Below are 17277 nucleotides of genomic sequence, written 5' to 3'. Positions count from 1 at the left end.
GGCCTTACTGCGGATGCCTGTCCAGGTAGCCATGGTTGTTTGCTTTCGAGGGTGGCGCTACGGACGGACCAGGACCTTCAGGGCCTCGCGGGAATCCATTGCGCGGTAGCCGTCGGGGACTTCGTTCAGGCTGATGGTTCGGTCGAACACCTTGCCCGGGTTGACGGTGCCGTCAAGGACGCCGGGCAGGAGTGTCTCGATGTAGGCGCGGACCGGGGCAGGGCCGCCGGTGAGCGTGATGTTCGGGCCGAACATGGAGCCGAAACCGATCGGGGCGTCCTCGTACTGGGGCACGCCCACGCGGCTGATGACGCCGCCCGGGCGGATCACGCCGAGGGCCTGGTCGTACGCCGGGCGGTGCCCCACACACTCAAGAACGGTGTGGGTTCCGTCGCCGCCGCTGAGCTCGCGCACCCTCTCGATGCCGGCATCACCACGTTCGGCGACCACGTCAGTGGCGCCGTATTCGAGGCCCAGGTCAGTGCGGGCCTTATGCCGGCCCATCAGAATGATCTGTTCGGCGCCGAGCTGCTTGGCGGACAGCACCGCCATCAGCCCGACGGCGCCGTCACCGATGACCGTGACAGTGGTCCGGGCGTTGACGCCTGCCTTGATGGCGGCGTGGTAGCCGGTGCCGTAGACGTCGGAAAGGGTCAGCAGGGACGGCAGCAGCTCACTGTTCTCGCCCACCGGGGCCTTGACCAGGGTGCCATCGGCGAAAGGCACGCGGACGGCCTCGGCCTGGGCGCCGCCGATCCCGCCGGAGGCCCAGAACCCGCCGTGGCGGCAGGAGGTCTGTAGGCCTTCACAGCAGAAAACGCAGGTCCCGTCGGACCAGGCGAACGGGGCGATGACGAAGTCCCCCTTCTTCAGGGTGGAGACGTCCTTGCCCGTTTCTTCGACGACGCCGATGTGCGGGTCTCACCGGCGGCGAGGGTGAGCACCGCAAGCCAGTTCACCCGGCATGGCCACCGAGTTCCGGTCCAGCCGGGGACCCGAGACAGCCACCGACGCCGGCGCGAACCCCTGCAGCGCGAGCGCACCGGGGTGGGCCTTCTTGATCAAGGTCCGCGGGCCATGCCTGACCACCCATGCGGTGTTGGTGTCCGGCGCGGATAGCAAGCGAGCCGCCGTCGCCACTACCAGGGCTGGCGCGTGCCGCGCCACATCGTTGAGGTGGTTCGCCACCGAGCGCCGCACGTACTCCGAGGGTCCCGGCACCGGGCGTCCAGAATCGGGAGGGACGCCTCCGGCTGAAGGACGACGGCGGGTACCCGCACCGCCCAGGGGAGGTACGGCCGTGTCCCCTCGCTGGCCAGCCGCCGGACATGCTCGCGCTCCACCCCGAGAAACCGGCGCCGGAAAGGGCACTGCGGAAGGTGCGCGCCGCGGCGGCGGCAACGTGCGGCCAATCCGTTCCCGGAGCGGCCACGGCCAGGATTCCGGTGAGTGTATCCACGCCCTGCCTGTTGATCAACTCATACATCACACCCACTGAGTCAGGCTACCCCGGCAGGCTGACGTGCCCGGCGCCACGGCGAACGGCAGGGCTGAGTGGGCCCAACACCGGGCAGAAGGGATAATCTTCACCGTAGGACTCCTCAACGGCTCAACGGCGAACGGACGGAAACGCAATGGCAGAGCAGACACGTAAGAACAGTCTTTGGCGAACCTTCCATGACAAGTTCGTGGTGGAGGAACGCTTTATGGAACCGGCCGCACGCACGGCTCTGTACCGCTCCGCGGTGGTCCTTATGGCCGTGGGGGCCCTGCTGTTCGTCATTACGCTCGTGGGCGTCCTGCAGAGCAACACCGGCCCGTGGGGTCCCGACGAATCCATCCGCAACTGGCTGGTCTCGCTCCGGTCCGAGACCCTCACGGCCGTGATGATCTTCCTCGCCGTTGTCTTCGGCCCCGTTGCCCTGCCCGTCATCGTGCTGGTGGTGACGGTGGTCTGGGGGTTCGCGGCCAAGCACGCCTGGCGGCCCATTATGCTCGCCGCCGCCATGCTCGCCGGCGTCGTGATATCGCAGATCATCCTGGCGATCGTCCAGCGCTCGCGGCCGCCCGTGGACCTGATGCTGTTCGGCGCCGACCACACCTTCTCGTTCCCGTCCGGCCACGTCCTGGGTGCCTGCGACTTCCTGCTGGTGACCACGTTCCTCGTCTTCTCGCGGCGGGAAAACCCGACGTCGGCAGTCTTCGGCTTCGTTGGTGCGGGCATCGGCATAGTTCTCGCCGCTGTGAGCCGCCTGTACCTCGGCTACCACTGGTTCAGCGACGCGCTTGCCTCGATTACGCTCTCGTTCCTGATCCTCGGTGCCGTCATCGCCCTGGATACGTGGCGGACCGCCCGAATCCCCGGCGAACGGATCACGGGCGAGCTCTCCAAAGCGGACACACCGGGAGATTAGCCGCGATGGCAACCGAGGATGATGTGCGGAGCATGTGCCTGGCACTGCCAAGTGTCACCGAGCGCAGCAGCTGTTGCTGGTCCGGCTGGCCCGTATCGGCACCGAGGAACTCGGCGAACTGCTGGCGGAGTCCTACCGGCTGGTGGGAGCAGAGCCTGAGCGACGCTGGGACCGTAGCCGCTACGCCTCCTGTCGTGGCCTGACCCGGCTGAGGGCGAGGCGTAGTTCGGCGTTCGCTACCTCGAGCGCCAATACTTTGGCGATGCCGGCAAGATTGAGCCCCTGATCCAGGAGTTCTCCGATGTGCAGGAGCAGTGCTACATCCGCATCACTGTACTGACGCGTGCCCCCGGCCGTTCGCTCCGGCAGGATCAGGCCTTTGGTCTCGTAGAGTCTGATGTTCTGCTGCCCGGTCCCTGCCAGCTTTGCCGCCACAGAGATGGCATACAGTGCCTGCCCGGCCCGAGGACCCGGTTTCCGTCCTGGTGTTCCACCGACCGCGTCCACTCCAAAATTCCCTCCCATGATGTTGCATCAGTCTCGCACGAGTGCTATAAAAAATCTATATCCACCAACACAGATAACCGATGGTGGGTAGATGAACTGAATTCAACATCTCAAACTGAAGGAGTGAGAAATGATGTTGATGCGTACGGACCCGTTCCGTGAGCTGGACCGGCTCGCCCAGCAGGTCTTCGGAACCGCCGCCCGGCCGGCGGCCATGCCTATGGACGCCTGGCAGGAAGACGGCGTGTTCGTGGTGGCGTTCGACCTCCCGGGCGTCAAGACCGATTCGGTGGACCTCAACGTTGAACGCAACGTACTGACTGTCCGGGCGGAGCGCCAGGATCCCACGCAGCCCAATGTGGAACTGGTGGCTTCAGAGCGGCCGCGCGGGGTGTTCAGTCGCCAGCTGATCCTAGGTGACACCCTTGATGCGGACAACATCACGGCCAGCTACGACCAAGGCGTCCTAACGCTGCGCATCCCGGTGTCGGAGCAGGCCAAGCCGCGCAGGATCGAGATCGAAAACAAGCAGGGGTCCCTGCACGAGATCGGCAAGTAGGCCCGGACTGCCGGGGCGCCGGTTGCGGCCGGTGCCCCGGCGCCGTCGCCGTAAGATTCCCCGGAAAGTACCGCAATGACCAGCCAGCCGGACTACTACGCCGCCCTGAGGGTGAAACCCGATGCCAGCCAGCAGGAGATTTCCCGTGCCTACCGTGCGCTGATGCGCAGCCACCACCCCGACATCGACGGCAGGCCAGCGGGTGAGTGCGACGTCGATGATGGAGAGCTGCTGCGGATCATGCAGGCGTACGCTGTGCTTGGAGACCCGGCGCGGCGCGCGGCCTACGGCCGGAGCCGCAACAGAAAAAGCGCGCCGGATGGCACCACTAACGTCATCCCGATCCGGGACGTCAGCAACCGGTACGTCCCGGCCGGCAACATCATCAGGATCACGCCGGTGCGTTGGGAAAGCGGGCCGTGGGCATAAAACCTAAGCTAAGACGACAGCCATCACCGCGAGGAGGCGGACAAAAACAATGAGCGACTGGCGCCGCTACGACTCCCACCTGATTCCTGCCTTCCACGAACGCTTCGAACGGCGCTGGGGCAAGGGCTCTGCGCCGTTCCTGGACCCCGAAGCCCACGAAGAACCGGTGCCCCGGGCCCAATGGATCAACCCTGCCACCGGCGCGGCCCTGGCAGTGGTTCCCGTATGGACCAAAGAGGACGAGCAGCAGCGGTCGTATGGGGTGTTCTATCTTCCACCCGCCGGCGACGTCTGGGTGCTGCGGCCCGGATACACCGGCTATCTGGAGCCGGCAGACGGCGACGCGGAGCAGCTCGTCACGCTCCGGAATGATGCCTTCCGGAAGGCCGTGGCGCACGCCAAGGAGTTCCTGTTCGGCTCACAATGAGCCGGCCGCGTCCGTGCCGCTGCCCAGCAGGCTGCGGGTGAGGGTTTCGGCGTCGGCCATCAGGTCCTCCACGGCTGCAGCAAGGTGTGAATCGGACACCGGCGCGTCGTCCAGCGCCGCGGCCACCACGGCCCGACGGATCAGTTCCAGGGCGAAGGAGGCGGTGGTTCCCGCCGTCCGTTCCGCCGCGGCATCCAGCGCCGCGGGGCTGAATGCCACCAGGCGGCCGTAGAGTTCCAGCAGACGGATCCGCTCGGCATGGGCCGGCAGCGGGATCTCCACCGCGAGGTCCACCCGGCCCGGGCCATGCTGGCTGCCTCGGAGATCCTGGCGAGCGAACCGCCCGAGAGGAGGATCGCCGTCGAGCCTTGACTCTGGCTCAGCAGGTGCCGCACGGTGTGCGTTTTGCCGGTCCCGGGCCGGCCGTACAGCAGGATGCCGCGTTTGAGGTGCTGGCCGTGCTGCTTGAGGGATGACCGGTGCGTGGCGATGCCCACGGTGTGGTCCGCGACGTTCTGCAGCAGGCCGTCGGGCATGATGACGTCCGACGCCGGGAGGCTGGGGCGGTGGTGGAACGTCACCCCGGCCGTGCTCGGCCCATAATCGGATATCACCATTGAGATGACTTGGCCCTTGAGGACGCTGTTGTTGTCCATCAGGAGACGGAACTCGGCCAGGAACCTGTTTGCTGTTCCCGGCCCGGTGGCCAGCACTTCCAAGGTGGCCGTTTGACGCCCGGTCCGCGGGTCAGCGTCGCGCTGGAAGACCGCCAGCTTGTGTCCTTCGAAGCTGAAGAGCCAGAGCCCCATGGCCACCGCCTGGCGCTGCGTATCAGGTCCTACGGCAAGGTTGGTGTAGTCGGGCTGGGCGAGCGGAAACTGGGGAAACAGCTGCGACTGCTGCAGCATATCGCTGAGTGTCTGGTGTTGCCGCTGGGCGCCGCCGATTCCCACCAGCCTGCTGTCCGGATCCTGATCGGCGAACTCCGCCATCAGGATGTCCGCGTCCACAAACCGGTGCGGCGGGATGTTTTCCACCATGCACAGACCCTAGCAGGGACGCTCGTCAGCAGCCCGGCCGTATGTCATTCTGGGACGTACCCGTTCCACGCTTTCTCTTTCATAAGGGCTGACTCCATGCACATTTCCGCCAAGGACCTGGCCGCCATCATCCCGGCGGACTTCACGCTGGGAGTGGCAACCGCAGCCTTCCAGATCGAGGGCGCGCTCACCGAGGATGGGAGGGGCCCGGCGGGCTGGGACGTGTTTTCGGCCAAGGAAGGCACCATCGTGGATGACCACAGCCCGGCTGTGGCCTGCGACCACTATCACCGCATGCCCGGCGATGTTGCCCTCATGAAGCAGCTGGGCGTCGACTCGTACCGGTTCTCGCTGTCCTGGCCGCGGATCCAGCCCAACGGCAGCGGCCCGGTGAATCCTGCCGGGCTGGACTTCTACGACCGGCTCCTGGACGAGCTCCTGGCCAACGGTATTTCGCCCATGGTCACCCTCTATCACTGGGACACTCCGCTGGCATTGGACGACGCCGGCGGCTGGATGAATCGCGATACCGCCCATCGACTCGGGGAGTTCGCCTCGATTGCCGCTGCTGCGTACGGTGACCGTGTTGCCCGTTGGGTCACCATCAACGAGCCCGCCACAGTCAGCACCAACGGCTACACCATGGGCCTGCACTCGCCGGGCGAAGCCCTTATGCTCAAGGCGTTGCCCACCGTGCACCACCAGCTTCTGGGCCATGGGCTCGCGCTGCAGGCATTGCGGGCGGCGGGGGTCCCGGGCGAGATCGGGATGACCAACGTGTACTCGCCCATGGTCCCGAACTCCATCAACCCCCTGGACCGGATCAGCGCTGGCCTGATGGACATTGCACAGAACCGGTTGTACGCGGACCCAGTTCTCACGGGCCAATATCCGGATATCATCCGCGCCGCGAAGTTCTTCGGCTCCTTCGACCATCCGGACGAGGACATGGAGATTATCTCGCAGCCGCTGGATTTCTATGGACTCAACTACTACATGCCCACCAAGGTAGCCGTCGGTCCCGGCGACGGGGCGGTGCCGGCCACCATGGCGGAGGCCATGGGCAGCGACCTGAGTTCAGCCGGCAACGGCTCCACGCCGTTCCACGTGGAGGCCTGGCCCGAAGCAGACATCACCGCTTACGGCTGGCCGGTGAAGCCCGAGTACATGGGGGTGGCACTGAAGGAAATGGCGGAACGGTACCCGCATCTTCCGCCGGTGATCATCACCGAGGGCGGGGCCAGTTTCGAGGACATCATCGTCCGCGACAAGTCCACCAACACCACCTTCATTCCGGACGAGCGGCGGCTGAAATACCTGTCGGACCACATCGAGTCAGCGCTGAAGGCCACGGCTCCCGGCGGCGAAGCGGAGGGCATAGACCTCCGCGGCTACTACGTGTGGTCACTCATGGACAATTTTGAATGGTCGGCAGGCTACAAACAGCCGTTCGGCCTGCTGCATGTTGATTTCGAGACCCTGGAGCGCACGCCGAAGGCGTCCTACTTCTGGCTTCAGGAGCTCATCGAGGAGCGTAACCTTGCCGCGGCGGCGGGTGCCGCCGTCGCGCAGGCCATGGAACCTGACGCAACGGAAGCGCCCGACGACGGCGTGGCCACCTCGGGTGCCACCCCTAGAACCTAGCCGCCGTGGTGCGCGTCTTCCGGGTCTTCGGGGGAGTCATCGCGCCGTTTCTTCTGTAGCTTACTGGCGCTCACCAGCCGTAGCGCGGTCACCAGCAGGATCCCGCCAAGCACGTTAAAGACCACTACATTGGAACCAGCCGAGCCATTGTAGGTAGTCGATGTCGGCACCCGCGTGGATGGCACCGAAGATCGTGATGGTGCTCCCCGCCAACACGGCAAGACACACGGTTTTCCAGCTAAAGCCGGCGCCGAGAAAGTAGGTGGCTTCCTTCGTGATGGTCCCGCTCCACTGCGGGAACGCTGTCATGATCAATGCCATGAAAAGCCAACCGCCCACCAGGTTGGCAATGAGTGTGCCGCCCCAGAGCTTCCCGAGCTGCGCGTAGCTTGCCTCGCGTGCGACGACTGCGGCAATGGGCACCAGGAAGCCTTCCGTGAACAGTTCAGCCGCTGCGCGCCTTCCTCAACCGTGCGGTCGAAGAATTCCTCAACCTCCTCTTCAACCGGGCTCGAATTATCCCCAAGTTCCCGTCGCCGTGCATCGCCGTCGGTGTCGCTCATTCGTGTCGCCTATCCGCCTGAAAGTGTTGCGGATCCCCGGAATCTAGAGGAGGTCCAGGAGCTTGAGCTGTTTGGCCATACCGGCGCCGTCGGGCGAATAGATCCAAGGCACCACCGAGGTGGTGTGGTCGCCGTCCTCGGAGTGCCCGCCGGCGAAGACGGACTCGCTGACGGAGAGCTGCCGGATGGCGATGGCGGCCACCTTGTCGGCGTTTTCCTGCGCGAAGCCTGAATAGATCTGCTCGTCGTGCTGGCCGTTGTCGCCGATCAGGAGCCACCGCATGTCTGGGAATTCCTTGGCGAGGCGCTCCAGGTTGCGGTGCTTGTGCTCCCGCCCGCTGCGGAACCAGCGGTCCTGGGTCAGGCCCCAGTCGGTGAGGAGGAGGGCCCCCGAGGGATACATGTTCCGACTCAGGAACCTCGCCAGTGTGGGGGCGGCGTTCCACGGACCCGTGGACAGATAGATGACCGGCGCGTCCGGGTGTTCAATGGTGAGCCGTTCCAGCAGGACCGCCATTCCCGGAGTCGCCATTCGGGCCCGTTCGCTGAGGACAAACGTGTTCCACAGGGCTAGGAACGGCCTCGGCAGGGCGGTGACCATCACGGTGTCGTCAATGTCGGACACGATGCCGAACTTCGCATCCGCTTCGATCACCTGGATCAGCGTCTCCACGGGCTCGGTCCCGTCAGCCCGCAGGACGGCGGTGTGCCAGCCTGGCGGGAGCTGCACGTCCACTACGGTGTCGATGAGCCCGCCCCGGTCTGCCCGGACCCGGGTGGTGACGCCGTCGATGGTGATTTCGACCTCGACGAACTGCATCGGAACGCTGGTGAAGGCCCGCCAGCCGCGGACGTTTTGATTGCCGTTGCGGGCTGCGTGCTCGGCCCAGCTGCCGGGGGGAGGATTCTTGGTCAACAGGACGCGGCCAAGCACGCGTACCCAGCCGGTTGAACCGTAGCCCTGGTACGCAATGGTCTGTGACGTGAAATTCCAGCGCTTGGCCAGCTGGATGCGGACGCCGCTGACGACGTCGGAAATCCGGTGTGCCAGGCGGAGAATCCGGGTACCGGACAGTGGTGCGGGATGCGGAGTGTTCTGCGGTGAATTCTGAGGAGCCCTGTCCATGCCTCCACTCTGCCACAGCGCAGCCGCGCGCCGGCACGTCCGGAGGTCCCGCCGTCGTGCGTGACGTCATCCCTTAATCAGGAACGCGGAGTGCCCACCCAGCCCTGTCAGCAGTCCGTGTGGCAGTGTATGGGAATGGCGCGCATCGAAGACTACGCAGTTGTTGGCGATCTCCACACCGGCGCCCTCGTCAGCACTGAGGGCTCCATCGACTGGCTGTGCCTGCCGCGCTTCGACTCCCCGGCATGTTTCAACGCCCTTCTGGACACCCCGGAGGCAGGTCGCTGGCTGCTCGCACCCGCTGGTGGCGGCACGTGCACCAGGCGAAGTTACCGGGAGGGGACCCTGGTCCTGGAAACGGAATGGGACACCCCGGAGGGGACTGTCCGCGTCATCGACTTCATGCCGCCGCGTGACTCGGTGGCGGACATCGTGCGGATCGTGGAGGGCGTAAGCGGAAGCGTGAGAATGCATGGCGAACTGGCGCTGAGGTTCGATTACGGGCACATCATCCCCTGGGTGCGCCGCGACAAGCATGGCCTGCATGCTGTCGCCGGGCCCGACTCCGTCTACTTTGTCACCGAGGCCCCCCTTGTCGGCGAGAATATGCACTCCGTCAGCGACTTCACGGTCGAGGCGGGGGAGCGCGTTCCATTTGTCCTGACGTGGGCGCCCAGCCACCTTTCCCGCCCGCACACGGTGGATGCCGAGGTGGTGCTGGGCACCACGCTCGCCTTCTGGCGCGGCTGGGCGTCCCAATGCACAGTGCAGGGCAAGTACCGGGATGCCGTGGTCCGGTCGCTGGTGACACTGAAAGCGCTGACTTACGCCCCCACCGGAGGCATCGTGGCCGCCGTCACCACGTCCCTGCCGGAACAGCTCGGCGGCCCCCGCAACTGGGACTACCGCTACTGCTGGCTGCGGGACGCCGCCATGACACTGCAGGCCCTGCTGGCCGCCGGCTACACCGCCGAGGCCGCCGCCTGGCGCGACTGGCTGCTCCGCGCTGTGGCAGGCGATCCGGCCGACCTGCAGATCATGTATGGGATCCACGGAGAACGCAGGCTTCCGGAGATGGAACTGCCATGGCTTGCCGGGTACGAGAATTCGAAACCGGTTCGGACCGGGAACGGCGCCGCGGAGCAGCTTCAGCTGGACGTCTGGGGGGAGGTGCTCGATTGCCTTGCGCTGACCAGGACCTCGCTGCTGAAATATGCGGATGAATCGTGGGACGTTCAGGTCGCCCTGATGCAGCATCTGGAGACCATCTGGGACCAGCCGGACAACGGACTCTGGGAGATGCGCGGGCCGCGGCGTCATTTCACGCATTCGAAGGTGATGGCCTGGGTGGCCGCGGACCGGATGGTCAAGGGCGTCCGTGATTTCGGTCTGCCCGGCCCCGTGGAACGCTGGGAGGCCCTTCGCGACACCATTCACGGGGACGTCATGGCCAACGGTTTCGATCCTGCCCGCAACACCTTCGTGCAGTCATACGGGAGGCCCGAACTTGACGCCAGCCTCCTACTGATCCCCCGGGTGGGCTTCCTGCCACCGGATGATGCCCGCGTTCTGGGGACCATTGACGCCATCCAGCGGGAGCTGACCGAGGACGGTTTCGTGATGCGCTACCGGTCCGCCGACAGCGACGACGGCCTCCCAGGAGGCGAGGGAGTGTTCCTGGCGTGCTCGTTCTGGTTGGTGGAAGCTCTGCTGGGTGCGGGACGCACCGAGGAGTCCACCGCACTCTTCGAACGCCTCCTGGAACTGCGCAACGATGTGGGTCTTCTCAGTGAGGAATGGGGTGTCCGGGCAGGCCGGCAGTTGGGCAATACGCCCCAGGCCTTCAGCCACTTCGCGCTTGTGACAAGCGCCCTTGAGCTGCATCAGGGTACAGTTCGCCGCAGTGACGCACCTATTCCACCGGAGGCCGAAAAACCGGGGCAATGACGGGTTGACGCCCGGCCAGGTCTTCACCTCCGGAAGGAAGGTAAGTATACTTACTAGAATCGCGGAACGCTCCCAAAAGGCACAGCGCCGTGACTGAACGAGGGGTGGTTGTAATGGCCGGACATTTTGAGCTGGTGGATGCGCCCGACGGCGGCTACAGGGTACGGATGTTGGACGGTTCCGGGAACCTGATGGCAATCTCCGTGACCTTTCCCACCAAGAATGCCGCGGTGGCCGGCATTGGGATGGCCCGCGAGATTGCCGGCACCGGCCTGATCAGGGACCGCAGCGGCAACGGTGCCGGAGCAGTCATCCGGGTCCGGATTGGCGCCGCGTCGGCGTCGAAGGATAGCGCTGCCCGCGGCAGGAAGCTGTCCGGGGCCGCTCGCGCTGTGGCTGGGTGATGATCACCCAGAGCCATGCCCTGGTCCGCGGCAGAGAGCGGGGTGTCCTTTTTGACGTGGACGGGACCTTGGTGGACTCTGCGTATATCCACACGCTTGCGTGGTGGCAGGCCTTCCGCCAGCACCAGCATGATGTCCCCATGGCCGCCATTCACCGCTGTGTAGGGATGGGCGGAGCGCGACTGGTGGACACCCTCCTTCCTGCTGGCCGGGACCGGGAGGCAGATGACGACATCCTGGCCAGCCATGCGGCGGTGTTCGCACAGAGCTGGCCGTCGCTGCGTCCATTGGACGGCGCCAAGGAGTTGCTGGCCCAGTGCCACGCCGGGGGACTCGCCGTCGCCCTGGCATCATCGGCCCGAACTCAGGATCTGGCGGCCAACCGCAGGACCCTCGGTGCGGACTCGTTCATCCATGCCGCCACCAGCGCCGACGATGCGAAGGCAAGCAAGCCGGCGCCGGACATCCTGGTGGCAGCGCTGCAAGCTGTTGGTGTGGCCGCGGCCGACGCTGTCTACGTGGGTGACGCGGTCTGGGACATGCAAGCCGCCGCAGCGTTGGGTATCCCCGCCATCGGCGTCACCTGCGGGGGGACCAGCGCCGCCGAGTTGCGGGCGGCCGGTGCGGCCGAGGTCTATGCCGGGCCCCGGGACATCCTGGACAACCTGCAGGCAAGCGCCCTTGGCAGGCTGCTGACGATGTCGGACTGACTGACTGACCTTCCCCCCCGAGTTTTTGGGCAGATAACCCGCTCAAAATCGGCTGGATCGGCCAATAACAAAAACTCGAGGGTTAAAGGGGTAGCAGCGCTGAGAGGTCCGCGCGCAGACCGGAGGCGGACACCCTGCTGGCCGCGACAGCGTCCGCCCAGCTCAACCGGCCGGTCACCATGCCCAGCCAGGTGGCGGCGTCGCACTCGATCACGTTGGGCGGGGTTCCGCGGGTGTGCCTCGGCCCCTCGACGCACTGGGTGACTCCGAACGGCGGCACCCTCACCTCCACCGAATTCCCCGGCGCCCTCGCGGTCACCTCCTCCAGCGTGTATCGCACAGCCGTGGCAGTGACGTTGCGGGGGAGTGGAACGTCCGACGGCGATGCGGCGGCTTCCTGCCACGCGGCCAGTGCCGCAGTACCTTCTTCAATGCCGATCCGACGACGTGCTACGGCCATGTCAGTCCAGAAGAGCTGACACGGCCGGACCCAGCCGGATCTTGCCCACCTCGTGGCTGCCGCCCATCACCGGGGCAACCACTTTTTCGAGAACGCTGGAGACTCCGGGGACGTCCACGGCGCCAACCGCGGCAAGAAGTGTCAGGCCCACCAGCGACGTGGCGCGCAGATTCCCGTCCAGCATCTTGATAGCCACGGACACGCCCTGGGGTGTGGCCATGGCCAGGACGCCCTCTGCGCCGATCTTGGCAATGATGCCGAGTTCGTCCATCACGATGGTGTTGGCCTGGCCGCGGCCCTGGACGGCCCAAGGGTAGTCGAGCATGGACGTGGCGATGGTGGCGGCCCGGGCGTTGGAGTTCTTGTCGCCAGGCGCCTTGGCCAGCATCGAGAATGCGCGGGCCAGCCCGGTCAGCGAAATAGCGGCAACAGGGGCGCCGCACCCGTCAATGCCCAGATGGGCGATGCGCTCGCCGCTGTATTCCTCGATCACGCTGCGGACCCGTTGCTGCAGGGGATGGTTCGGCTCGAGGTAGCTGTGGGTGTCCCAGCCGTTTTCCGTGCAGGCCCACAGGAAGGCGGCGTGCTTTCCGGAGCAGTTAAAGGCTAGCTTGGACTTGCCCCGCTCGGAAAGAGCCATCCAGTTGCGGGCCGTCTCGTCCTGGGGCCAGGCGGCGGGGCACTGGAGTTGGTCCTCCCGGACGCCGGCGGCCTTGAGCATGCCCTCCACTACATCCATATGGTCCAGGGAGCCCGTGTGGCTGCCGCAGGCCAGCGCCACCTGCGCGCCGCGCAGGGGGACGCCGGACTGCATGGACGCCAGGGCCTGCAGCGGTTTGAGCGCGGACCGTGCGTACAGGGGAGTCAGGATGTCGCCGAGTTCGGTGACGACGGACCCGTCGGCGGACAGTACGACGGCGGAGCCGATGTGCCGGGACTCCACAAAACCGCTTCGTTCAACAACAGCGAGTTCTACGGCGGAGTCCACGGTGAACGTGGCATGCGGGTTGTGCGGCATATTGTCAGTCTAGGGGCGGATTCGTTGAATGCCGGGCTATTCCACGGTCACCATGACGGACTGCCAGCCGGAGGCGCCGTCGGGTACTGGATCGGCGCGCTGATCGGTCTGGACCTCGCCCGTTCCGTCGGTGGCACGGACCTTGATGTAGTGCGGTCCGGGTGTGGCTTCCCAGTCGAAGGACCACTGGCGCCACGTGATGAGGGATGCTTCGGTGGACAGGACGGCCTCGGCCCAAGGGTCATTGTCGATCTGGACTTCCACCTTGGTGATGCCGCGGGTCTGCGCCCAGGCCGTGCCGCCAATCGCCACGCGGCCGGCTGGCACCTTGGCGAAGGACTTCGGGACTTCCACCCGGGCCATGGTCTTGATGGGGCCGCGCTCGGACCAGCCGCGCTGGGTCCAGTAGGCCTTGCTGTCCGCGAACCGTGTCACTTCCAGGTCCACCACCCACTTCGTGGCGGAGACAAATCCGTAGAGTCCGGGCACCACCATGCGCACCGGATAGCCGTGCTCCAGCGGCAGCGGCTCACCGTTCATGCCGATTGCCAACATGGCGTCGCGGTCATCCTGCAGAACCTCCAGCGGCGTGGAGGCGCTGAAGCCATCGATTGACGTGGACAGCACCATGTCCGCGCCGTCCTTGGGCCGGGCCCGTTTGAGGACCTCGCGGATGGGAAGGCCGAGCCAGCGTGCGTTCCCGGCGAGGTTTCCACCCACCGGGTTGGAAACGCAGGTGAGTGTCACGTGTGATTCGATAAGGTCGGCGTCGAGCAGGTCCTGGAACGTGAGGCGGACCTCTTGCTCCACTAGCCCATGCACGCGCAGCTCCCAGTCATCGGCGTTGATTTCGGGGACACTGAGTGCGGTGTCGATCCGGTAGAAGTCCCCGTTGGGTGTGACCCAGGGTGTCACGCCGGCAGCGGGGGACTGGACTCCCGCGGGCACAGCCGCGGCGGCCTTTGCCGGGGTGGGCAGCTGCAGGGCCTCGCGGGCTTTGGAGATGTTGCTGCGGGCGGCACTGAGCAGGCGTCCGCCTGTGGCCGCGATGCTGGCGCCGACCACGGTGATTCCTGCTGCGGCGAAGAAACGGCGGCGGCTGGTGGCAGGACGGTCAGGCTCCTCGGCGCCCGTGTCGGCAGGTGCCTCAGGCCAGGACTTCAGGCGCCAGAGGGGGGCGATCAGCAACCGCAGCACTATCAGTCCGGCTACCGTGCCCAGCACGGTGGGGATGGCGTCCAGCGGCTTCACGCTGGCCCGCGTCACCACGCTGGCCACGATCACGGCGCCCAACAGCAGTACACCGGCAACACCCAGCGCCCATTTGCGGTAGGCAACAACACCCAGCACGCATGCCAACAGGAATATGGTCAGGCCCATCCCCGCGAAAAGCGCTGCCTTGTCGTTCGTGCCGAACGTGGCAATGGCAAAATCCTTCATCCATGGTGGTGTGAAGTCGATGAAAGTGGACCCCAGCGCGATCACCGGGGTTGCCCGGGCCGTAAAGAACGCTCCGATCAGTTCCGCAACGGAAAGTACGACGGCGGCAGCCGCAACGCCTGCCAGCGCGGCCATGGCGGCGGGACCCTTGAGCCACTTCACAAGTTTCTTCATGCCTTTCATTCGTTGCGCCGGGCCCCGCGGATTGCCGGGCGGGGCCACAGCTTAGGAACACCCCCTTAGGAAAGGGCAGGGTGCACAAAGTACCCTTGGAGACTGTGAAGGTACTCGTCATTGGCCCTGGAGGCCGCGAACACGCCATTGTCCGCTCCCTGCTCGCTGACCCCAACGTATCCGAGGTCCATGCAGCTCCCGGCAACGCCGGCATCAGCAAGCTGGTCCCCACCCACAACGTTGACGGGAATGATCCCGACGCCGTTGCGGCGCTTGCCACCAAGCTCGGCGTGGACCTGGTGGTGGTGGGCCCCGAGGCACCCCTGGCGGCTGGGGTATCCGACGCCGTCCGCGACGCCGGCATTCCGGTCTTTGGCCCCAGCAAGGCCGCGGCCCAGCTGGAAGCCTCCAAAGCATTCGCCAAGGAGGTCATGGCCGAAGCCGGAGTGCCCACAGCCATGGCGTTGGTGGCTACCGACGCCGGGGAAGCGGCCTCGGCCCTGGATACCTTCGGCGCACCCTACGTGGTCAAGGACGACGGTCTCGCAGCCGGCAAGGGCGTCGTGGTGACCAACAACCGCGACGAAGCCCTGGCCCATGCGCAGACCTGTTTCGACGCCGCCGGCACCGTGGTGATCGAGGAATTTCTTGACGGCCCCGAGGTCTCTGTCTTTGTCCTGTGCGACGGCCGCAACACAGTCGCCCTGTCCCCGGCCCAGGACTTTAAGCGCATCTTCGACAACGATGAAGGCCCCAATACCGGCGGCATGGGCGCTTACACCCCGCTGGAATGGGCCCCCGCCGGACTGGTCCAGGAGGTGATCGACCGGGTGGCCCAGCCCACGGTCAATGAGATGGCGAACCGCGGCACGCCGTTCGTGGGTGTGCTGTTTGTTGGCCTGGCGCTGACCACGCGCGGCACCCGTGTCATTGAATTCAACGTTCGCTTCGGCGACCCCGAGACGCAGGCCGTGCTGGCCCGGCTCAAAACCCCCCTCGGTGCGCTGCTGATGGCAGCCGCCAAGGGCGAACTGGACAAGGCGGAAGAGTTGCGCTGGTCCAAGGAAACGGCCGTCGCCGTCGTCGTCGCGTCCGAAAACTACCCGGACTCCCCGCGCACCGGTGACCGTATCCGCGGACTCAAGAAGGTCGATGAGCTCGACGGTGTGCACGTGATCCACGCGGGCACCGCGCTCGACGACGACGGCAAGGTGATCTCGGCCGGCGGCCGGGTGCTCGCCGTCGTTGCCCTCGGCAGCGACCTGGTGGAGGCCCGGGAACGGGCGTACGACGGCGTGGAGCTGGTTCAGCTGGAGGGCTCCCAGTTCCGGACGGACATCGGCCGCAAGGCTGCACGCGGCGAGATAAAGGTTGCGCCCAACGCCACCGGAGCGCTCCCCGTTACGAAGGCGAAGGTATAAGCATGACTGAGAACTCCGCCCAGGAACCACAGAAGCCGCGCGGCTTCAGCACCGAAACCCTGGACCTTCCGGGCTGGACGCACGTATACTCCGGCAAGGTCCGCGACCTCTACGAACCGGCGGACGAAGCCATCCGCCAGCAGGTGGGCCAGGACTGCGTCCTGGTGGTGGCAAGCGACCGCATCAGCGCCTACGACCACGTGCTGGCCAGCGAAATCCCGGACAAGGGCCGCATCCTCACGCAGTTGAGCCTGTGGTGGTTCGACCAGCTTGACGTGGTCCACCACGTGCTGGCATCCACGGCGGAAGACGGCGTCCCGGCGGCCGTGGAAGGCCGCGCGATGATCTGCCGGAAGCTGGACATGTTCCCGGTGGAATGTATCGCCCGCGGCTACCTCACCGGCACCGGACTGCTGGAGTACAAGGCCAAAGGGACGGTCTGCGAGATTCCGCTGCCGCCGGGCCTGGTGGACGGATCCCGGCTGGAACAGGCCATCTTCACACCGTCCGCGAAGGCCGAGGTGGGCGCGCACGACGAAAACATCTCCTACAACGATGTTGTGGCCATGGTGGGGGACGACATCGCCGCACGCCTCAGCGAGCTGACCCTGAAAATTTACACCGGCGCCGAGAAGATCGCCCGCCAACGCGGCATCATCCTGGCCGACACCAAGGTGGAGTTCGGCTACGACGCCGTGTCGGGGACCATCACCCTGGGCGACGAGGTCCTGACACCGGATTCCTCGCGTTTCTGGGATGCGGCCACGTACGAGCCGGGGAAGGCGCAGCCCTCTTACGACAAGCAGTATGTGCGCGACTGGCTGACGTCGGCCGAATCAGGCTGGGACAAGAACTCCGACGTGGCACCGCCCGCCCTGCCGGCAGACGTTGTGGCCCGCACTCGCAGCCGCTACATCGAGGCCTACGAAAAGATCACGGGCAGGACGTTCTCCTAGAACACTCTTACCCGGCCCGGCTTCGCGCCGGGCCCCGT

20 protein-coding genes and 1 pseudogene are annotated in these 17277 nt (G+C 65.9%); 10 read left to right on the top strand and 11 right to left on the bottom strand.

Annotated elements, in window-relative coordinates; all coding sequences use genetic code 11:
* Window positions 1–57 precede the first annotated feature (57 nt).
* Window positions 58–912, bottom strand: a pseudogene (locus ACQCSV_RS17365) (zinc-binding dehydrogenase); the annotation flags it as partial.
* Between the two features lie 9 nt (window positions 913–921).
* Window positions 922–1221: a hypothetical protein gene (locus ACQCSV_RS17360; protein ID WP_426938875.1), complete on the bottom strand. Its 300-nt coding sequence runs from the start codon at window positions 1219–1221 to the stop codon at window positions 922–924.
* A 413-nt stretch (window positions 1222–1634) separates the two neighbouring features.
* Between ACQCSV_RS17360 and ACQCSV_RS17355 the strand changes: the two genes are divergently transcribed.
* On the top strand, window positions 1635–2414 hold the full coding sequence (locus ACQCSV_RS17355) for a phosphatase PAP2 family protein (protein ID WP_354222451.1): 780 nt from the start codon (window positions 1635–1637) through the stop codon (window positions 2412–2414).
* Window positions 2415–2594: 180 nt separating this feature from the next.
* Here the strand turns inward: ACQCSV_RS17355 and ACQCSV_RS17350 are convergent, their stop codons facing one another.
* Complete coding sequence (locus ACQCSV_RS17350) at window positions 2595–2939, bottom strand: MerR family transcriptional regulator (protein WP_354222449.1); 345 nt, start codon at window positions 2937–2939, stop codon at window positions 2595–2597.
* Between the two features lie 115 nt (window positions 2940–3054).
* Between ACQCSV_RS17350 and ACQCSV_RS17345 the strand changes: the two genes are divergently transcribed.
* The 3 genes from ACQCSV_RS17345 (at window position 3055) to ACQCSV_RS17335 (ending at window position 4336) form a co-directional block, all read left to right on the top strand.
* Window positions 3055–3480 (top strand): Hsp20/alpha crystallin family protein, encoded by a 426-nt coding sequence (locus ACQCSV_RS17345; RefSeq protein ID WP_282330233.1) that lies wholly within the window; start codon window positions 3055–3057, stop codon window positions 3478–3480.
* Between the two features lie 75 nt (window positions 3481–3555).
* Window positions 3556–3909 carry a DnaJ domain-containing protein gene (locus ACQCSV_RS17340; protein WP_354154551.1) on the top strand — a complete coding sequence of 118 codons (354 nt, stop codon included), beginning with the start codon at window positions 3556–3558 and terminating at the stop codon, window positions 3907–3909.
* Between the two features lie 49 nt (window positions 3910–3958).
* Window positions 3959–4336, top strand: coding sequence for a hypothetical protein (locus tag ACQCSV_RS17335; protein WP_354154552.1), 378 nt, complete (start codon window positions 3959–3961; stop codon window positions 4334–4336).
* On the opposite strand, the gene ACQCSV_RS17330 is transcribed toward ACQCSV_RS17335, so the two are convergent.
* Both ACQCSV_RS17330 and ACQCSV_RS17325 read right to left on the bottom strand, forming a co-directional pair.
* A complete protein-coding gene (locus tag ACQCSV_RS17330) occupies window positions 4328–4555 on the bottom strand; it encodes a hypothetical protein (protein WP_354222447.1) in 228 nt (75 codons plus the stop codon). The genes ACQCSV_RS17335 and ACQCSV_RS17330 overlap by 9 nt on opposite strands.
* Complete coding sequence (locus tag ACQCSV_RS17325) at window positions 4477–5376, bottom strand: hypothetical protein (protein WP_426938874.1); 900 nt, start codon at window positions 5374–5376, stop codon at window positions 4477–4479. Before ACQCSV_RS17325 ends, ACQCSV_RS17330 begins: the two co-directional genes overlap by 79 nt.
* 96 nt (window positions 5377–5472) lie before the next feature.
* On the opposite strand from ACQCSV_RS17325, the gene ACQCSV_RS17320 reads away from it, so the two are divergent.
* Window positions 5473–7020: a GH1 family beta-glucosidase gene (locus ACQCSV_RS17320; RefSeq protein ID WP_354222443.1), complete on the top strand. Its 1548-nt coding sequence runs from the start codon at window positions 5473–5475 to the stop codon at window positions 7018–7020.
* Here the strand turns inward: ACQCSV_RS17320 and ACQCSV_RS17315 are convergent.
* The 3 genes from ACQCSV_RS17315 to ACQCSV_RS17305 form a co-directional block, all read right to left on the bottom strand.
* Window positions 7017–7145 (bottom strand): hypothetical protein, encoded by a 129-nt coding sequence (locus ACQCSV_RS17315; protein WP_426938873.1) that lies wholly within the window; start codon window positions 7143–7145, stop codon window positions 7017–7019. The genes ACQCSV_RS17320 and ACQCSV_RS17315 overlap by 4 nt on opposite strands.
* On the bottom strand, window positions 7135–7443 hold the full coding sequence (locus ACQCSV_RS17310) for a hypothetical protein (protein WP_354222440.1): 309 nt from the start codon (window positions 7441–7443) through the stop codon (window positions 7135–7137). Before ACQCSV_RS17310 ends, ACQCSV_RS17315 begins: the two co-directional genes overlap by 11 nt.
* A gap of 183 nt (window positions 7444–7626) precedes the next feature.
* The gene (locus ACQCSV_RS17305; protein ID WP_354222438.1) at window positions 7627–8709 is read right to left on the bottom strand and encodes a phosphatase domain-containing protein; all 1083 of its coding nucleotides are present in this window, start codon (window positions 8707–8709) and stop codon (window positions 7627–7629) included.
* A 135-nt stretch (window positions 8710–8844) separates the two neighbouring features.
* Between ACQCSV_RS17305 and ACQCSV_RS17300 the strand changes: the two genes are divergently transcribed.
* The 3 genes from ACQCSV_RS17300 (at window position 8845) to ACQCSV_RS17290 (ending at window position 11770) form a co-directional block, all read left to right on the top strand.
* Window positions 8845–10656: a glycoside hydrolase family 15 protein gene (locus ACQCSV_RS17300; protein WP_354222436.1), complete on the top strand. Its 1812-nt coding sequence runs from the start codon at window positions 8845–8847 to the stop codon at window positions 10654–10656.
* A 113-nt stretch (window positions 10657–10769) separates the two neighbouring features.
* Complete coding sequence (locus ACQCSV_RS17295) at window positions 10770–11060, top strand: hypothetical protein (RefSeq protein WP_354222554.1); 291 nt, start codon at window positions 10770–10772, stop codon at window positions 11058–11060.
* Complete coding sequence (locus ACQCSV_RS17290; RefSeq protein ID WP_354154560.1) at window positions 11060–11770, top strand: HAD family hydrolase; 711 nt, start codon at window positions 11060–11062, stop codon at window positions 11768–11770. The genes ACQCSV_RS17295 and ACQCSV_RS17290 overlap by 1 nt, the downstream gene beginning before the upstream one ends.
* Before the next feature lie 82 nt (window positions 11771–11852).
* Here the strand turns inward: ACQCSV_RS17290 and ACQCSV_RS17285 are convergent, their stop codons facing one another.
* Genes ACQCSV_RS17285 through ACQCSV_RS17275 form a run of 3 tightly spaced genes read right to left on the bottom strand, consistent with a single transcriptional unit; the run spans window position 11853 to window position 14862 of the window.
* Window positions 11853–12230, bottom strand: a complete 378-nt coding sequence (locus tag ACQCSV_RS17285) for a sterol carrier family protein (RefSeq protein WP_354160353.1) — start codon at window positions 12228–12230, stop codon at window positions 11853–11855.
* 1 nt (window position 12231) lies between these two features.
* Window positions 12232–13248 (bottom strand): asparaginase, encoded by a 1017-nt coding sequence (locus tag ACQCSV_RS17280; protein WP_354154562.1) that lies wholly within the window; start codon window positions 13246–13248, stop codon window positions 12232–12234.
* Between the two features lie 36 nt (window positions 13249–13284).
* Complete coding sequence (locus ACQCSV_RS17275; RefSeq protein WP_354154563.1) at window positions 13285–14862, bottom strand: molybdopterin-dependent oxidoreductase; 1578 nt, start codon at window positions 14860–14862, stop codon at window positions 13285–13287.
* A 104-nt stretch (window positions 14863–14966) separates the two neighbouring features.
* Here ACQCSV_RS17275 and purD point away from each other — a divergent pair, with 104 nt between their 5' ends.
* Both purD and ACQCSV_RS17265 read left to right on the top strand, forming a co-directional pair.
* Window positions 14967–16283, top strand: coding sequence for a phosphoribosylamine--glycine ligase (purD, locus tag ACQCSV_RS17270; RefSeq protein ID WP_354154619.1), 1317 nt, complete (start codon window positions 14967–14969; stop codon window positions 16281–16283).
* Window positions 16284–16285: 2 nt separating this feature from the next.
* A complete protein-coding gene (locus ACQCSV_RS17265) occupies window positions 16286–17239 on the top strand; it encodes a phosphoribosylaminoimidazolesuccinocarboxamide synthase (protein ID WP_354222434.1) in 954 nt (317 codons plus the stop codon).
* Window positions 17240–17277 lie beyond the last annotated feature (38 nt).

Origin of the sequence: Pseudarthrobacter sp. S3 (genome assembly GCF_050156905.1) — a bacterium.
Lineage (GTDB): Bacteria > Actinomycetota > Actinomycetes > Actinomycetales > Micrococcaceae > Arthrobacter.
The sequence above is the reverse complement of the archived record's forward strand: the minus strand, read 5'-3'. Positions and strand labels throughout refer to the sequence as shown.